At 61.6% G+C, this 16,332-nt stretch carries 15 protein-coding genes; 9 read left to right on the forward strand and 6 right to left on the reverse strand.

What is annotated here, in order from left to right:
- Window positions 1–3: 3 nt before the first annotated feature.
- Window positions 4–561 (reverse strand): FAD-dependent oxidoreductase, encoded by a 558-nt coding sequence (locus EN943_RS25150; protein ID WP_127415062.1) that lies wholly within the window; start codon window positions 559–561, stop codon window positions 4–6.
- Window positions 562–750: 189 nt separating this feature from the next.
- Between EN943_RS25150 and EN943_RS25155 the strand changes: the two genes are divergently transcribed.
- The 7 genes from EN943_RS25155 to EN943_RS25185 all read left to right on the forward strand — a co-directional run bounded on the left by EN943_RS25155 (window position 751) and on the right by EN943_RS25185 (window position 8,557).
- Complete coding sequence (locus tag EN943_RS25155) at window positions 751–1,635, forward strand: MurR/RpiR family transcriptional regulator (RefSeq protein WP_127415063.1); 885 nt, start codon at window positions 751–753, stop codon at window positions 1,633–1,635.
- Between the two features lie 48 nt (window positions 1,636–1,683).
- Window positions 1,684–3,270: an ABC transporter substrate-binding protein gene (locus tag EN943_RS25160; protein ID WP_127415064.1), complete on the forward strand. Its 1,587-nt coding sequence runs from the start codon at window positions 1,684–1,686 to the stop codon at window positions 3,268–3,270.
- 48 nt (window positions 3,271–3,318) lie between these two features.
- Complete coding sequence (locus tag EN943_RS25165) at window positions 3,319–4,248, forward strand: ABC transporter permease (RefSeq protein WP_127415065.1); 930 nt, start codon at window positions 3,319–3,321, stop codon at window positions 4,246–4,248.
- Entirely contained in the window at window positions 4,245–5,096 is an 852-nt protein-coding gene (locus EN943_RS25170; RefSeq protein ID WP_127415066.1) for an ABC transporter permease, read from the forward strand. The genes EN943_RS25165 and EN943_RS25170 overlap by 4 nt, the downstream gene beginning before the upstream one ends.
- Window positions 5,093–6,052: an ABC transporter ATP-binding protein gene (locus EN943_RS25175; RefSeq protein ID WP_127415067.1), complete on the forward strand. Its 960-nt coding sequence runs from the start codon at window positions 5,093–5,095 to the stop codon at window positions 6,050–6,052. The genes EN943_RS25170 and EN943_RS25175 overlap by 4 nt, the downstream gene beginning before the upstream one ends.
- Window positions 6,049–7,008: an oligopeptide/dipeptide ABC transporter ATP-binding protein gene (locus EN943_RS25180; protein ID WP_127415068.1), complete on the forward strand. Its 960-nt coding sequence runs from the start codon at window positions 6,049–6,051 to the stop codon at window positions 7,006–7,008. Before EN943_RS25175 ends, EN943_RS25180 begins: the two co-directional genes overlap by 4 nt.
- A 70-nt stretch (window positions 7,009–7,078) precedes the next feature.
- Window positions 7,079–8,557 carry a M81 family metallopeptidase gene (locus EN943_RS25185; RefSeq protein ID WP_127415069.1) on the forward strand — a complete coding sequence of 493 codons (1,479 nt, stop codon included), beginning with the start codon at window positions 7,079–7,081 and terminating at the stop codon, window positions 8,555–8,557.
- Between the two features lie 398 nt (window positions 8,558–8,955).
- Here EN943_RS25185 and EN943_RS25190 read toward each other — a convergent pair whose 3' ends face one another.
- From EN943_RS25190 to EN943_RS25210, 5 genes are all read right to left on the reverse strand, one after another.
- Entirely contained in the window at window positions 8,956–10,083 is a 1,128-nt protein-coding gene (locus tag EN943_RS25190; protein WP_127415070.1) for an S-(hydroxymethyl)glutathione dehydrogenase/class III alcohol dehydrogenase, read from the reverse strand.
- Between the two features lie 61 nt (window positions 10,084–10,144).
- Window positions 10,145–10,795, reverse strand: coding sequence for a glutathione S-transferase (locus EN943_RS25195; protein WP_127415071.1), 651 nt, complete (start codon window positions 10,793–10,795; stop codon window positions 10,145–10,147).
- A 9-nt stretch (window positions 10,796–10,804) separates the two neighbouring features.
- Window positions 10,805–12,571, reverse strand: a complete 1,767-nt coding sequence (locus tag EN943_RS25200) for a Rieske 2Fe-2S domain-containing protein (protein WP_127415072.1) — start codon at window positions 12,569–12,571, stop codon at window positions 10,805–10,807.
- Between the two features lie 23 nt (window positions 12,572–12,594).
- Window positions 12,595–13,488: an aromatic ring-hydroxylating dioxygenase subunit alpha gene (locus EN943_RS25205; RefSeq protein ID WP_127415073.1), complete on the reverse strand. Its 894-nt coding sequence runs from the start codon at window positions 13,486–13,488 to the stop codon at window positions 12,595–12,597.
- Window positions 13,489–13,517: 29 nt separating this feature from the next.
- Complete coding sequence (locus tag EN943_RS25210) at window positions 13,518–14,375, reverse strand: aromatic ring-hydroxylating dioxygenase subunit alpha (RefSeq protein WP_127415074.1); 858 nt, start codon at window positions 14,373–14,375, stop codon at window positions 13,518–13,520.
- Window positions 14,376–14,624: 249 nt separating this feature from the next.
- Between EN943_RS25210 and EN943_RS25215 the strand changes: the two genes are divergently transcribed.
- Both EN943_RS25215 and EN943_RS25220 read left to right on the forward strand, forming a co-directional pair.
- Entirely contained in the window at window positions 14,625–15,464 is an 840-nt protein-coding gene (locus tag EN943_RS25215) for a GntR family transcriptional regulator (protein WP_127415076.1), read from the forward strand.
- A partial coding sequence (locus EN943_RS25220; protein ID WP_127415075.1) for a BMP family ABC transporter substrate-binding protein occupies window positions 15,461–16,332 on the forward strand: 872 nt, incomplete at its 3' end. The genes EN943_RS25215 and EN943_RS25220, both read left to right, overlap by 4 nt.

The following is a 16,332-nucleotide window of genomic DNA, read 5'->3' on the forward strand; positions in this document are numbered from 1 at the left end:
GCATCAGGCGGCGCGGCGGTCCAGTTTCGTGATGCGTTTGCCGCTAAGGACGAGCCCGCCGCGCCGCCTGATGCCGCGCAGGAAGCCTTGGTGGAGGGAGGCGACATCGATGTCCATGACGTCGCTTTCAAAGGCCGACGCCGCGACACGTTCGCGGCGAAGCAACGGTGCCAAGGAGAGAGTGCCAGCCGCATCCAGTTTCCGGATTTCGTATCCGTCCGTCGACAGGTCGAGGATCGGCGCCAGCAGGTCTTCCTCGCCGGGAGCGGCCACCGTCAACATGCCGCGTTGGGTCAAAAGCGGCCTGTCACAGAATTCATCTGGCGGGTTCAGGAAGAAAGCCTGGCTTGTCTTGTTGATGCGTCGGACCGTGGCGACGCCATAGTTGGGTGTGAAGAGCGCGGCCGACCTTCCGGTGCTGTGGTAGCCGGGCGTCGATTCTGCCTCGATGAGCGCGACGGTCCCGAAGGCTGCGAGTTCATAGGCGGCGGCGGAGCCTGAGATGCCCGCGCCGATGACAAGATAGTCGTAGTCCATGACGGCCTGGCCTTTGGCTTGCATCCCTATCCAGGTGCCGTGGCACGCCGGACGGACGACCCTCCACTATCCGCGCTTGTACTGGCGGTTCGATCAGGCGCTCTGTCGCCGTCGCCGCACAAGAGTGCAGTTCCCGCAGGAATGCAAGAAAACAAAAATATGTTGACACCATGTTAGATTTATAACTTTGTAGTCGGCGGAGGAGAATTGCGCATGATCGGTTCGGTTCGCCAAAGGCTGTCGGATTGCTTGGGCGGCGCGTCCAAGGCAGACAAGGCGATTGCAAGTTTCATGCTCGCCCAGTTGAACAGTCTCGCCTTTGAGACCGCCGGCAGCATCGCGAGCAAAGTGGAGGTCAGTGAACCGACCGTCGGACGGTTCTGCCGCTCCCTCGGCTACACCAGCTTCAAGGATCTGAAGGATCATCTCAAACAGGATTTGGGCGACCGGCCGTGGCTGATCAGCGATCGGCTTCGCGATTTGCAGCGCCGAACGCTTGCCGGAGAGGACCAACTGGCGCGCGGGCTGCAGCTCGAAATAGCAGGCCTGGTTGCTGTCTATGAACTTGCCCACACGCCGGAATGGAAGCGCGTCGTCAAGCGTCTTGCCACGACACCCGCCGTCTTCGTCTCCGGTTTCCAGACCGAGCGCGGTGTTGCACAGACCTTCGTCAATCAGCTGCAGTATCTGCGCGACCGCGTTCATCTCCTCGATCTGGCCGGCGGCAATTTCAGCGAACTTCTGGCCTCCGACAGCAAGCAGTCCTGTCTCGTTCTCTTCGAGGCCAAGCGCTATTCGCGCATGGCGCGCCTGCTGGCGCAGGAGGCACGAGGGCTCGGTATACCGACCACCCTGATCACCGACGTCTTCTGTGACTGGGGTCGCGAACTGGTCGATGAGATGTTCGTGGTCCCGACGGAATTCAATCTGTTCTGGGAATCGACCGCCCAGATGGCGAGCCTGACCAACCTGCTCGTCAACGGCGTGTTCATCGAGCTTGGTCCCGAGGTGGAGCAGCGCATGAATGAGGTATCGCGCCTCTACAGCCGCTTCACTGGATATGTCGGCGACCCGACCGGACCCTCGATGGGAGACTAATCCGACACCTACCGCAGCCCAATAACCATAACAACAGGGAACAATGACATGCGTACCATGACCAAGGCACTTCTCTCAGGCTCGGCACTTCTGTCCGTCGGCCTTTTCATGACAGGCCTGCCATCGGCGGCAATGGCCCAGGAAGCGACTTTCGCGCTTCCTGCCGGCGAACTGGGCGCGACCTCGTACAATCCGGTCACCTCCAGCAACCTCAATTCGGCGACGTCGCTGATCTACGACCGGCTGATCGAGCAGGATGCCGATCAGTCGTTCCACCCGCATCTGGCCACGTCATGGCAGGAAAGCCCCGACGGCATGACCTGGGAGTTCAAGCTGCATCCCGGCGTCAAATTCCATGATGGCGAGCCGTTCAACGCCGAGACGATCGCGGCCTGGATCCCGACCTTCGCCGGCACGGAGAATGCCTTCATGGTCGAGGCAATCGACAAGGTCGTGGTCGTCGATCCACTGACCGTCAAATTCGTCATGAAGCGGCCGGAGCCGAACATGCTCTACAACCTCGCCAGTTCCTTCATGGGCGTGCCCAGCCCCAAATCCTACAAGGCGCTGGGCAAGGACTACGGCGTCACCACCGCTGTCGGCACGGGGCCATTCAAGCTGGAAAGCTTCTCGATAGGACTTGAGACAGTATTGGTCCGCAATGACGATTACGCCTGGGATTCGGACCTGTCGGTCAACCAGGGCGCGGCGAAGATCGCCAAGATCACCTTCCGTGAGATTCCCGACCAGTCGACCGCATTCCTCGAATTGAAGACCGGCGGCGTCGATGTGCTGCTCGGCGTGCCCACCGATTTCCTGTCGATCATCAAGGGCGAAAAGGCCGCTACCATCATCACGATGCCGGGAACCGGCATCAATTACATGCCTATCAATACGTCCGTGGCGCCGTTCACCGACATCAAGGTCCGCCAGGCCACTGCGCTCGCGATCAACCAGAAGGCCATCCTCGACAGCGTCTATGCCGGCGTTGGCCAGGAAGCACACAACTTCCTCATCAGCTCGCTTCCTGAATCCCAGGTCAAGCCTGGTCTCGACGTCAGTTTCGACCTCGCCAAGGCCAATGCGCTGCTCGACGAGGCCGGATGGAAAAGGGCCGACGACGGCGTGCGCGCCAAAGACGGCCAAGCCCTGAAGGTCAAGCTCTTCACGCAAAACGATACGGAGTTCAAGCGGCTTACCCAGGTGGTGCAGGCACAGCTCAAGGATATCGGCATGGACGCGGAAATCACCGTGCTCGATTCCAGCACGATCCGCGACGAGTACAAGAAGAATAACCACCAGCTCGCCGTGCGCGGCTACGACTGGAACAACGCCGACATTCTCGACTGGTTCTTCAGCGGCGCGCGGCTCGGCTACCCGAACATCTCGATGTGGAAAGACGCCAAATCCGACGAGCTGGACAAGATTGCGATGACCACCTCGAAGACATCGGCCGAGCGCATCGCCAACTTCAAGACCTACCACGAGTACCTTCTGTCCCAGTTCCTGTTCGTGCCGATCTACCAGCCTGCTACCAATGTCGCCTTCAACCCCAAGACAGTGAGCGTGCCCGAAAAGGTTCGCGGTCCGCGTTTCCGATCGCAGACCATCATGGACATGGAAGTCCTGCAGTAACCAGTACGGCCTGCGTTTGACCACTCGTGAGTCACCGGAGGAGCCGGGATGATCATCAAATACACGCTGCAACGTCTGCTGATGCTCATTCCGGTGTCCCTGTCGATTTCGGTCGTAATCTTCCTGGTCGTTCATCTCCTGCCTGGCGATCCGATCGACAACCTCATGCGCGTCGGCTCGTCTCCGGAGGACCGGCTCGCAATGACCGTGAAATACGGCCTCGACCGGACGCTGATCGAGCAATACCTGCTGTGGATCAGGAGCGTCCTGAGCGGGGATTTCGGCCAGGCAATCGTATTGCGCCGCCCGGTTTCGGACCTGATCTGGCAGAACCTGCCCTACAGCTTGACCCTTGGCGCCCTCGCCTTCGCCTTCTCTTCGATCGTCGGCATGATCGCCGGCACCATCTCCGCGGTTGCCAAGAACCCGGCCGTGGAACAGGTGGTCAAAGCTTTCATCCTGCTTGGCTCGACGGTTCCCAGTTTCTGGTTGGCGCTGCTGATGATCCTGCTGTTTTCGGTGACGCTCGGCTGGTTTCCAGTCTCCGGCGCCAAGACCTGGACAGCTCTTGTCCTGCCGGTCCTGACGATCGGTTTCGGCGGTATCGCGCTGGTGGCCCGTGTCACCCGCGTGGCGCTGGTCGAGATCGCACGCCAAGATTTTGTCACGCTTTTGCACGCCAAGGGGCTGTCCCGCTCGACCATCCTGTTTCGCCATCTGCTGCCGCACGCCTTTCTGCCGGTCGTCACGATCCTGGCCTTGCGCATTGGCTGGATCCTCGGCGGCGCGGTCACCGTCGAATTCGTTTTCGGCCGGCCCGGCCTCGGCAGCCTGCTTATCCGTGCGCTCGGTCAGCGTGATTATCCCGTCGTGCAGGGATGCCTGCTCATGCTGGCGCTTGCCGTGATGCTCGGAACGCTGATCGGCGACGTCGCCCAGGCCGCGCTGGACCCTCGTGTCAGGGAAGCCACCACATGAACGCATTGGCTCAGTCCGGCGTCGGTCGCGCCTTCGCGACGCCGCTCGGCCTGTTTTCGGGCGGCTATATCCTGATCCTGCTGGCGGTGGCGCTAACCGCGCCATGGATCACGCCCTTCGATGTCACCATCCAGGATCTGGCCAACAGCAACGCCGCGCCGGGTTGGCCGCATCTGATGAGCACCGACGAATTCGGCCGCGATGTCCTCTCGCGCGTCATGTACGGCGCGCGCACCTCGCTGTCGGTCAGCGCGACTGCCATCGGTTTCTCGATGATCGTGGGGATGGCGCTCGGCGCCGCCGCCGGCTATTTCGGCGGCCTGTTCGAACGCGCAGTGATGACGATCGTCGATCTGACATGGTCGTTTCCCGACATCCTGATCGCACTCATGCTGGTGGCGATCATCGGCCCCGGCCTGTCCAGCACGATGTTCGCCATAGCCGTCGCCTACCTGGCACAATTCACCCGACTGACCCGGGCGCAAATCGTCCAGCTGAAGCGCGAGACATTCATTGAGGCAACCATCAACCTGGGGGCGACGCCCGCCCACATCCTGTCGCGCCACCTGCTGCCGAATGCCGTTGCGCCGGTCATCGTGGTCGGCATGCTTGCCATCGGCGACGGTATCATCCTGGAGGCGACGCTCGGCTTCTTCGGCCTTGGCGCGCAGCCGCCCACGCCAAGCTGGGGTGCCATGATGAGCAGCGGCACCGCGCAGCTTTTCCTGGCACCCTGGGTCATCATTTTTCCCGGTCTCGTCGTTGCCGTAACCGTGATTGCGATCAACCTGTTCGGCGATGCGTTGATCCGGGCACTCGACATCCGCGAACGGCTGCGCGGAACATGAGCACGATCCTGAAAGTGGAAGCTCTGCGCGTTGCGATCGGCGCGCTCACGCCATTGTCCAGCGTATCATTTTCGCTCGAGAAGGGTGAGACGCTGGGACTGGTTGGCGAATCCGGATCGGGAAAGTCGTTGACCGCCATGGCCATCATGGGGCTGCTGCCGCTGATCGGCGGGCGTATCACCGGCGGCTCGGTGGTCTTTGACGGCGGCGATTTGACCGTTTTGCCTGAACCGGCCTACCGAAAACTGCGCGGTGGCCGTATTGGCCTGATCACGCAGAATCCGATGACGTCGCTCGACCCTCTGAAAAAGGTCGGACCGCAGATCGATGTCGTGGCACGGCTGCATCTTGGCCTGGACAGATCGGCCGCGCGCAACCGCACCGTCGAGCTGCTGGGCGAATTGCGGATTCCGGAACCGGCTTCCATCTATCACCTTTACCCCCACCAATTGTCCGGCGGCATGAAGCAGCGCATCGTCATCGCCATGGCGCTTGCCGCCGACCCTGATTTGCTGATCGCCGACGAACCGACCACGGCGCTGGACGTCACCGTCCAGGCGCAGATCATCCGCTTGCTGAGCGATCTGATCCGTGACCGCGGTCTGAGCATGGTGCTGATTACCCACGATATGAGCGTTGTTGCCCAAGCCTGCGACAAGGTCGTGGTGATGTATGCCGGGACCGCCGTCGAACATGGAACGGTCGCGGCGATTTTCGATGATCCGCGCCATCCCTATACAAAGGCACTGATCGGCTGCATCCCGCGCGGCCTGGCGGGCGCACAGCGCTTGAAGGGCATCGAGGGTACCGTCCCAAGCGTCGCCCACTATCCGCAGGGTTGCCGCTTTCACCCGCGCTGCCCGCGCGCCGAGGCGATCTGCGCTGCCGTGTCGCCGCCTTTCATAGCCAGCCGTGATGGCGCCGCCGCATGCCATTTTGCCGGAGCGGTCGGATGAGCGCATTCCTGGAAGTCAGCAGCCTGTCCAAACGATACACCAGCAAGCGCAGCCTGTTCGGCGCGGCCCGCTCGATGTACGCGGTCAACGACGTGTCGTTCCAGATGACGAAGGGCCGGGTTGTCGGCGTCGTCGGTGAATCCGGCTGTGGAAAGTCCACGCTGGCGCGGCTCATCCTGCGCCTGATCGAACCATCGAGCGGTGCGGTCCGTTTCGATGGCCTGGATTTGCTGACACAGCGCCCGCGCGAGATGCGCCGTCTGCGCGCACGTATGCAAATGGTGTTCCAGGACCCCTATTCGGCGATCGACCCCCGCTACACCGTTGCCGAGGCGGTGATGGAGCCTTTCCAGATCCAGGGGGTACGGCTTTCGTCAGCCGCGAGATCCGATACGATCAGCGGATTACTGACCATGGTCGGACTCAACCCTCAGACGGCATCAAGCTACCCGCATCAGCTGTCGGGCGGCCAGAAGCAGCGCATCGGCATCGCCCGTGCGCTTGCGCTGAAGCCCGCGCTTCTGGTGCTGGACGAGCCGACGGCCTCGCTGGACGTCTCGATCCAGGCCCAAATCGTTGGCCTGCTCGAACGGCTGCAGGAGGAGATGGGCCTGACCTACCTGTTCATTTCCCATGACCTCGCACTGGTAAAATATTTCTGCGACGAAGTGCTGGTGATGTATCTCGGCCGCGTTGTCGAGGCGTTGCCCGATACCGACGCGCCGGCGCGCCATCCCTATACCAGAACGCTGCTCGACAGCTCGTTCCAGCCCGATCCGAAGCTGCGCCGCCGCATCCAGCCCTTGGCCGGAGAGGTGCCGAGCCCATTCGATCTTGGGCCCGGCTGCGCCTTCGCGACGCGCTGCCCAAGAGCGAGCGAACGTTGCCGGGTGGAGACGCCGCTCCTGGCAGCTTCCGGAGGAGGCCACGCCGTAGCCTGCCACCATCCGGACTGATCCACGGCGCCGAATTGCCGCCTCTTTGCGGTTTGCCGCGTCCGAACCCATTGCCTCCCTGGAGCAACTTATGACCTTCAAAGTCCTGACCGCGGAAATCTACCACGAGACCAACACGTTCAGCCGTCATCCGACTGACGAGCAGGCGTTCCGCGACCGCTATTTTCTGGCGGGAGCGGAAGCCATTGCCCAGCGGCGCGACGCCAACACCGAGCTTGCCGGTTTCCTCGATGTGGGGCGCGTTCATGGCTGGCAGGTCGAGCATGTGCTGAGTTCCGCCGCCGGCCCGAGCGGCAGGGTCACGCGCGCTGCGTTCGACTGGCTATGCGAACCATTGATCGCTGCCGCGACATCAGGAAATTTCGACGGGATTCTGCTCGGACTGCACGGCGCCATGGTTCCCGATTTTTGCGAGGACGGCGAAGGCGAACTGCTTCGGCTTTTGCGTGCCGTGGTTGGCCAGGCCGTGCCGATTGCCATTACGCTTGACCCGCACGCCAATGTCAGCCGGCGGATGTGCGAGCTCGCCGATATCATCGTCGCCTTCAAGACCTATCCTCATGTCGATATGCGTGAAATCGGCCGGCAGGCCGGCGAGATCCTGCAGCGCACAATGGCCGGCGAGATCAAGCCGCGCACGATCAGCGCCAGGCAACCCATGCTCGAGGAGGTCAATGGCGGGCGCACCGACATCGGTCCGATGCTTGAGCGGCTCGCATCCGCACGAGCCTACGAGGCACAAGCCGACGTGTTTGCCGTCAGCATCAATGGCGGCTTCGCCAGCGCCGATATTGCCGAGGTCGGGCCAACCGTGCTGGTCACCGGCCAGGGTGATTTCGCGGCGCACCAGGCGTTCGCCGAAACGATCGCCGACGATATCTGGGAGAAACGCCACGAGGTGCTGAACGCGTATATCAGCGTCGAGGAGGCCGCGACCGTCGCCTTAGCCTACAAGTCAGATGATGGCCCGCTTGTCATCGCCGATTATGCCGACAATCCCGGCGGTGGCGGCTATGGCGACTCGACCACTCTGCTGAAGGCGATGCTCGATGCCGGGGTGACCGACGCCTGCTTCGGTCCGATGGTCGATGGCGAGGCTGCGGCGGCCTTGCATGGGTCGGCCGTTGGCGAACGCGTCGAGATCGCGCTTGGCGGCAAGACCGACGCCCGCTTCGGCGGCGGCACGCTCGAGCTCAATGCCGAGATCGTGGCGCTGAGCGATGGCCACTTCGTCGGCGACGGGCCGATGATCGGCGGACTGCCCGGCAACTTCGGTCCAAGCGCGGTGCTGCGCGTCGACGGCATCGAAATCCTGGTCGTGACCATCGCCCAGCAGATGCTGGACCTCCAGCAGTTCAGGGCATTCGGCATCGACCCGGCGGCAAAGCGGGTGGTCGCATTGAAATCCATGCAGCACTTCCGTGCCGCGTTCACGCCGATTGCCGGCAAGATCATCGTCTGCGACAGTGGCGCGCTTTGTACGCCTCACTATGAGCGGATGCCGTACCGGAATGTACCGCGGCCGATTTTTCCACTCGATCGGGAATGACGGCACCAACAGGTCGCGTAGCGCAGTTTGCCTTAGCTTATCAAGGGAGTGCCAAATCGAACACCGGCAGCCGGCGGATGGCGCTGGTGCATTGAGCCGATAGCGGCTGAAGCAGACTTTGTAGTGATTTCAGCGGACGTGCTCAGAGATTGGCCTCGCGATCCGCATGTTGCGATTGGCGATGGCGATGTGAATGGCTATCTCGTTCTGCTGCGACCCAAAGGTCCGGGACGTCAGCCATCCGCCGTTGATCTTCTTGACGCGTGAAATTGGGCAGGTCCGATCGACCGGCGTCGCAGGCATTCCGGAATGCCTGCGACGCCGATCTTACGCCGATGCTGGGGAAGCACGTATTTTGGGAACACAGAACCTTCAGCGCGGCGTATGCCTCAAACCGATCAATAAACCACCACGCTGCGAATGCTTTTGCCCTCATGCATGAGATCGAAACCCTTGTTGATGTCCTCGAGCTTCAGCGTGTGGGTGATTATCGGGTCGATCTGGATCTTGCCGTCCATGTACCAGTCGACGATCTTCGGCACATCGGTGCGGCCGCGCGCGCCGCCGAAGGCGGTCCCCATCCAGGTGCGTCCGGTGACCAGCTGGAATGGCCGTGTGGAAATTTCCTGGCCGGCGCCGGCGACGCCGATGACGACCGACTTGCCCCAGCCGCGATGCGAGGCTTCGAGCGCCTGACGCATCACCTTGGTGCTGCCGGTGCAGTCGAATGTGTAGTCGGCGCCGCCGATCTGGTCGGCGCCACGCTTGGTCATGTTGACGAGGTAGGGCACGACATCGCCGTCGATCTCCTTTGGATTGACGAAATGCGTCATGCCGAACCGCTCGCCCCACTCCTTCTTGTCGTTGTTCAAATCGACGCCGATGATCATGTCGGCGCCGGCAAGCTTCAGGCCCTGGATGACGTTGAGGCCGATGCCGCCGAGACCGAAGATCACCGCGGTGGCGCCGATCTCGACCTTGGCGGTGTTGATCACAGCACCGATGCCGGTGGTGACGCCGCAGCCGATATAGCAGATCTTGTCAAAGGGGGCGGCCGGGTTGACCTTGGCCAGCGCGATCTCGGGCAGCACGGTGAAGTTGGAGAAAGTCGAGCAGCCCATGTAGTGAAAGATCTTGTCCTTGCCGATCGAGAAGCGCGATGATCCGTCCGGCATCAGGCCTTGCCCCTGGGTGGCGCGGATGGCCGTGCACAGATTGGTCTTTCGCGACAGGCAGGAATGGCACTGGCGGCATTCGGGCGTATAGAGCGGGATAACGTGGTCGCCCTTCTTGAGCGAGGTGACACCCTTGCCGACATCGACGACGACGCCGGCGCCCTCATGGCCGAGGATGGCTGGAAACAGGCCTTCCGGATCGGCGCCCGACAGCGTGAATTCGTCAGTGTGGCAGATGCCTGTCGCCTTGATCTCGACCAGCACCTCGCCCTCACGTGGGCCGTCGAGGTCGACCTCCATGATCTCCAGCGGCTTTCCGGCGGCGACTGCGACAGCGGCGCGGGTTTTCATACTTCTTCTCTCCCAAAATTTTCTTTGGCCGAAGCCGTGGCTGCTGCCCTGCGTAGTCAGACTAAGCGGCGATCTTGCCAGGACCTGCCGGGAACACGCCTGACATCACCGTAAACCCCTTGATGCGCTTGACACGGTCGCACCAGCGCCGAATTGCCGGATAGTCCTGGCGCGGAATACCGCCCTCCTCCGACAGGATGATGTAAGGAAAACAGGCGATGTCGGCGATGGTCGGGTGACTGGCCGAACAGATCCAGTTGCGGCCCTGCTGTTCGCCGAACCACAGATGTTCGTCGAGGATACGGAACAGCCGGTGCGCCCCGGCGCGGGCGGCGTCGATGTCGAAATCGTAGAACAGCGCATCGTGCAATCGCGCCGCCGACGACGTCGACGTGATGCCGTCGGCGAAGGCCAGCCACTGGCTGATTTCGCCGAGCAGGGCCGGATTGTCCCTGGAATACCAGGTGCCGGATAGGTCGTATTTCGAGGCGAGATAGACAAGGATCGCCTGGGCGTCGCGCAAGATCAGACCGTCATCCTCGATGACCGGCAACTGGCCGAGCGGGTTGAGTTTCAGGAACCATTCCGACTTATGTTCTCGGCCGGGGTAGAAGTCGACCGGCACGGTCTTGTAATCGATGCCGAGAAAACTCATCAGCAGCCGCAGCTTGTAGCAATTGCCGGACAGTTCGTAATCGTAAAGCGTGATCATCGGCAGCTCCTAGATGTCCAGCACGAGGCGTGCCGATTTGGCGCGCGAAACGCAGGTCATGATCTTGGTTCCGGCCTTCCTCTCGGCATCGTTGAGGTAGACGTCCTGATGGTCCGGTTCGCCCTCGATCACGGTCGCCACGCACGTGCCGCAGGCGCCTTGCTCGCAAGATGATGGAACGTCGACGCCGCTCTCGCGCATGACCTGCATGATCGTCTTGCCCGCCGGCACCTGAAGCGTGACGCAGGAGCGCGCCAGCGCCACCTCGAAGCTCGAACTGTCGTCGATCTTGTTGGTGTTCTTGAAATACTCGAAATGGACAGCGGTTTCCGGCCAGCCTTGATCGGCCGCTATCTTGCGCGCGGCCTCCAGCATTGGTCCGGGACCGCAGATGTAGAGATGCATGCCATTGCGGTAATCGGCGAGAATCCGTCGAAGCTCGGCACCGGTTGCATCAGGTGAGAGCCCGAGATGTGGTTTCAGCGCATCGCCGAGATGCTTCAGCCGATCGGCGAAAGCGAGGTGTTCTTCACCCTGTGCGAAATAGTGAAGCTCATGCGTCAGTTCCTGGTTCTTCAAGGCCTGGGCCATGGCGAGCAGCGGCGTGATGCCGATGCCGCCGGCGACGAACAGCGTCTTGATCGCATCGCGGCGCAGCGGGAAGTTGTTGCGTGGCTCGGAAATCGCCAGCACGTCGCCCTCTCGCACGGTCTCATGCATGCATTTCGAGCCACCCTTGGAGTCCCGCTCCAGCTTGACGCCGATGGTGAAGCTGTCGGTTTCACCGGGACCGTTGGTGATCGAATACTGCCTGATCTCGCCATTGGGCATGTGGACGTCGATATGGGCTCCAGGCTGGAACGTCGGCAGGATGCCCTTGATCGGACGAAGCTCGAAGCCTGCGATCCCGTCAGCGGTCTGCCATTTTCTGGCCACGCTGACACGCAGCGCAGCCTTGCGGCCATGCGTGGTCACCTCAGGCATTTCAGCAAGTTCGGCCGACACTCTTTCGTAGACCGGTTCAATGGGGGTGAGCGCAGGCGCACTTGCCGCTTCGCGCTCAACTTCATCGCGCAGCCTGGAAAGCCGTTCATTGTGGTGACGCAGGATCGCGATGCGCGCGGCTCCTTCGGCCTCCTGATCGAGCACTCCGCGGATCACCGAGCGGTTTGAATCCACTGGCTGCACGAAGAACACGCCGTGCGTCTCGGCACCGCCATCGCGCGAGTGCAGCGCCACGGCAAAATCCTGCGCGGCCTCGATGATGGTTTCCGCGCCCTCGCCTTCGATCGCTGCGTTGGGCTGAAAGCGATAGGCTTTCAGCCTTTCGACGACCTTGTCGGCCGGCGCGTTGACTGGAATTCCACGCAGGGCGAGCTGCTTGCCTTCGGCTAGTGCGGCAACATCGGGCACTTCGCCGCGTGGCTCTTCCGAGGACCAGACCAGGCCGTAGCGCTCGACCGCCGGGAAGGTGCGATTGGTGATGGTGCGGGCCGGTGCGTCGGCGGGATGCGCCGGTATATAGGTGCAGCCGGCGGTGCGGTTCGAATAGCGCCAGCCGTGATACTGGCATTTCAGCTCACGCCCATCATTGATGCCGATCGACAGCCTGACGCCGCGATGCAGGCACCGGTTCTCCCAGATGTTGACGTAACCGTCATCGGCCCGCCACACGGCAAATTCCCGACCGAGCAATTGGCCGTGGAAAACATGGCGGAACGGCAAATCATGGGCAGCAGCGATCGGATGCCACTGACTTTTGGCTACTTCCAGCATTCGTCGTCTCCAAAAATGTCTTGTCAGGCCGCGACCGGAATGACGCCGTAGGTGATGCCCTTCTGGCTGAGCCAGCGCCGGTAGGCGATGGCCGACTTGTCGGCGCGGATCGGGGTCTCGGCGCGAGGGTCCAGCGGCAGGCGCTTCGGCATCTGGTTTTCCAGGATCGGCTTATCCTGGCCGAAGATGGTCTGCTGAAAGCGCTTGATGACCTTGTCTTCATTGTCTTCATCAAGCACGCAAAGCAGCATGTGGGCGCGCACGTGCTCCTGGTCGACCGGCTGCAGGAAGACGGCAATAACATCGCGCCGGGCTTCGTCGACCGGGCTCGATTTGTAAAGCACCGAGCAATAGGGATGCGGCACGCGATAGACGTAGTCGACGTCGGCACCGCCGTCGGACGCGGTCGAAGCCATCGGCTGGAAGAAGCGGCAGCGCGTGGCCAGGATCTCGTCGCGATCGACAGAGATCTCGACGTCATATTCCTTGACTTCGGTGTGCGGCTCGACGCCGAGAATATCGGTGTGCACATAGGGGAAGTGACCCATGTCGAGAAAGTTCTCGATGGCACGCGGCGCCGAGACGTTGACGCCGAACGTTGCCGCATTGAGCTTGCGGCGGTCAGGCTCTTCATATTCCGGGATAGGAAAAAGCTCGGCCGGCGGTGAGCCGAGCGAGGTCCAGACGTAGCCGAAGGCGCTCTTGGCAGGCAATCTGTCGGCGGCTGGAACACGGTCAGCCCCCAGCACATCGGGACGCGAGCGCCAGACGACGGGCTCGCCATCCGCATTGACCGTAAAGCTGAGGCGCTCCTCGAGCAGAACGGTTTCCTGGACAGCGCCGGGGACAGCCTCCGCGATCGCCCCGACCGGATGCCAGAGATTGAGGATCACGGGATCCGAGCATTTTGTCATCATATTACCCCTTGAATGCCCCTTGGACGTCATCAGACTTGGGCCGGTATCGCACCATAGGTGACCGCCCGATCACGCAACCAGCGCCGATAGGAAACCGAGACGGCATCAGCGCGGATCGGTGTCTCGGCGCGCGGATCAAGCGGCAGACGCTTGGGGACCTGATTTTCCAGGATCGGTTTGTCCTGGGCAAAGATCAATTGCATGAAACTGCGCACCGTCGCCGCATCCATGCCCTCCTTGAGGTAGCAGAGATAGGGATGCGCAACGCAATTCTCTTCGTCGACCGGCTGTACGAACAGCGTGATGACATCCAGCCTGTCCTTCTGAATCGGATTGCTCTTGTAAAGCGCCACCGTGTAGGGCCGGATCACCTTGTAGATATACTCGACGACAAACCCTTCCTTTGCGGTCGGCGATGCGATGGGCTGGTAGAATTTGCATTCGGTCGCCAGCACCTCGTCCTGAGGCGTGATTTCCACCTTGTAAGGGGCCACCTCGGTATGCGGCTCCTCACCGAGCCAGCCGGTGTGGATGAAGGGGAAATGCCCCATATCGAGAAAGTTCTCGACGGCGCGAAGGCCCGACACATTGACCGCGATCGACCCGCCATTGACCAGATGCCGATCCGCCTCGTTGGCCTCGGGGATGTAGATGATGTCGCGCCAGGGTTTGTCCAGGCAGGTCCAGATGAAGCCATAACGCTCAGCGCTTTTCAGCGTGGCGCCCGTATCGCTGCGAACGACTTCGATCTTGTTCGAACGATTGTGAACGGCGAGATCGACCCCAAGTAGGCGCGTCGCAAATGGCGTATCCTGGCTGAGCGATTCCTGATCCGCGACGATGTGCCAATCGTTCAGAAGCTCGCGGTCAACACAACGGGTTGCCATCGGCTTCCCTCCCAACTCGGCTAGCCCTTCACCATGAACCTAGCCCGACGTTTAGACCTAACGAAATCACAAGATTGGATACCAATCAACATTTTTTTGTCACCCAAAATCCTTTTTTGTGTTGACAGATTATGATGATTGAATTCCGATATGGGAAAGCTGAACCTGGGATATGTCGCGCCCCGACAAGGCATATCCCTATCAAGAGAGCCTGCTGATCATGTCGTCGAAATGGCAGAGAGCCGCGCCTTGAGTAGCCGTTCCCAGACGATCGCGGACACGTTGACCCGCGCCATCATCGACCATCGGCTTGTGCCCGGCTGCAAGCTCGGCGAACGCGAACTCTCTGAAATATTCAACGTGAGCCGCATCGTGGTGCGCCAAGCCCTGATCCGGCTCGCCGATGACGGGCTTGCGCAGATCGAGCGCAACCGCGGCGCCTTCGTCGCCAAGCCGAGCATGCAGGAGGCGATGGAGATCTACGACGCGTTGACCCTTGTTGAACAAGGCGTCGCGGCGCAGCTCAGCGATCGGCTCGGCCCGGCCGGCTGGGCGGAGCTGCGACACCATGTCGAACGCCAACGGCAGGCCGTGGCCGCGGGCAACCATGCCTTGGCCGATGTGCTGGGCCAGGAATTCCATACCGTTTTCGTGCGCCTCAGCCGCAACAAGGTCATGCAGGAAATCCACGCACAGTTGGTGCGCCGCACGACGCTGTTGCGCTCTCTCATCACCGCCGATTTCGACTATTGCAATCTGCTGGATGACCACTCGCGGGTCGTCGATCTCCTGGAAAAGGGGCGTCTGAAACAGGCCATGGACCTGATAGACACCCACCATCGCGCGGTGGTGCGCGGCTACATCATGGATCGCGACGTGTTTCCGGAGATGACGCCAGCCGAAGCGCTGGCGCCTTATCTCGACGGCAAGACCGACGGCGCAACTGTGCCGGTTGCGGCAAGGAAATCAGCCAACGCATCAGGGAATGGCGGCAGCGCGGCGCACGTGCACGTCCATCTCCCCAAGGTAGACCGGGCACCGACAAGCCGGGCGCCAACAAAAAAAACCAACAGAGGGTTACCATCATGAACGATCTGACAAGACGCAATTTCCTCAAATACAGCGGCGCGCTCGGCGCTGCGCTCGGCACCGGAGGACTGACAACGATCGCGCGCGCCCAGGAGGTGCTGAAGATCGGTGCCGTCTATGTCTCGCCGGTCGCTGAAATCGGCTGGACCAAGCAGCACAGCCTCGGTGTCGACGCCATCAAGGCCGCGTTCGGCGACAAGGTCGAGCTCACCGTCATTGACAACATCTTCATGCCGCAAGATGCGGAGCGCATTTTTCGCGAGCTGGCCAGCGCCGGCAACAAATTGATCTTCGGCACCAGTTTCTCGCATGGCACCCCGATGCAGAAGGTGGCGCCACGCTTTCCGAAGGTCGCCTTCGAACATTGTTCGGGCATCGTCCATCTCGCCAATCTCGGAACCTTCGAGGCGAAATATTACGAAGGCACTTTCGTCGCCGGCGCGGCAGGTGGCTATATGTCGAAATCGGGCAAGATCGGCTTCATCGGCGGCTTCCCGATTCCGGATATCGTCGGTCCGGCCAACGCCCTGCTGCTCGGTGCGCAAAGCGTCAACCCGAACGCCACTTGCAACGCCATCTTCCTGAATTCCTGGTTCGATCCGGGCAAGGAGAAGGAAGCCGCCAAGACGCTGCTTTCGCAAGGCTGCGACGTCATCTGCTCGATGACGGACACCGCGACCGGCGTGCAGGTCGCCGGCGAAGGCGGCGCTTGGTCGATCGGCTATGCCAGCGACATGGCCAAGTTCGCTTCGGGCAAACAGCTGACGTCTTTCGTGCTCGACTGGACCAGCGACTACGTCGGGGCGGCGAAAGCCGTTGCCGCCGGCGCCTGGAAGCCGGAAGTGCGTTGGGACGGACTGGCAGGGGG

It is taken from the genome of Mesorhizobium sp. M7A.F.Ca.US.006.01.1.1, from assembly GCF_003997935.1.
Classification (GTDB): Bacteria; Pseudomonadota; Alphaproteobacteria; order Rhizobiales; family Rhizobiaceae; genus Mesorhizobium.

Excerpts from the sequence above, each read along its gene's own strand:
- EN943_RS25150 (WP_127415062.1), bottom strand. The coding sequence starts at position 561 with ATGCAAGCCAAAGGCCAGGCCGTCATGGACTACGACTATCTTGTCATC.
- EN943_RS25155 (WP_127415063.1), top strand. The coding sequence starts at position 751 with ATGATCGGTTCGGTTCGCCAAAGGCTGTCGGATTGCTTGGGCGGCGCG.
- EN943_RS25160 (WP_127415064.1), top strand. The coding sequence starts at position 1,684 with ATGCGTACCATGACCAAGGCACTTCTCTCAGGCTCGGCACTTCTGTCC.
- EN943_RS25165 (WP_127415065.1), top strand. The coding sequence starts at position 3,319 with ATGATCATCAAATACACGCTGCAACGTCTGCTGATGCTCATTCCGGTG.
- EN943_RS25170 (WP_127415066.1), top strand. The coding sequence starts at position 4,245 with ATGAACGCATTGGCTCAGTCCGGCGTCGGTCGCGCCTTCGCGACGCCG.
- EN943_RS25175 (WP_127415067.1), top strand. The coding sequence starts at position 5,093 with ATGAGCACGATCCTGAAAGTGGAAGCTCTGCGCGTTGCGATCGGCGCG.
- EN943_RS25180 (WP_127415068.1), top strand. The coding sequence starts at position 6,049 with ATGAGCGCATTCCTGGAAGTCAGCAGCCTGTCCAAACGATACACCAGC.
- EN943_RS25185 (WP_127415069.1), top strand. The coding sequence starts at position 7,079 with ATGACCTTCAAAGTCCTGACCGCGGAAATCTACCACGAGACCAACACG.
- EN943_RS25190 (WP_127415070.1), bottom strand. The coding sequence starts at position 10,083 with ATGAAAACCCGCGCCGCTGTCGCAGTCGCCGCCGGAAAGCCGCTGGAG.
- EN943_RS25195 (WP_127415071.1), bottom strand. The coding sequence starts at position 10,795 with ATGATCACGCTTTACGATTACGAACTGTCCGGCAATTGCTACAAGCTG.
- EN943_RS25200 (WP_127415072.1), bottom strand. The coding sequence starts at position 12,571 with ATGCTGGAAGTAGCCAAAAGTCAGTGGCATCCGATCGCTGCTGCCCAT.
- EN943_RS25205 (WP_127415073.1), bottom strand. The coding sequence starts at position 13,488 with ATGATGACAAAATGCTCGGATCCCGTGATCCTCAATCTCTGGCATCCG.
- EN943_RS25210 (WP_127415074.1), bottom strand. The coding sequence starts at position 14,375 with ATGGCAACCCGTTGTGTTGACCGCGAGCTTCTGAACGATTGGCACATC.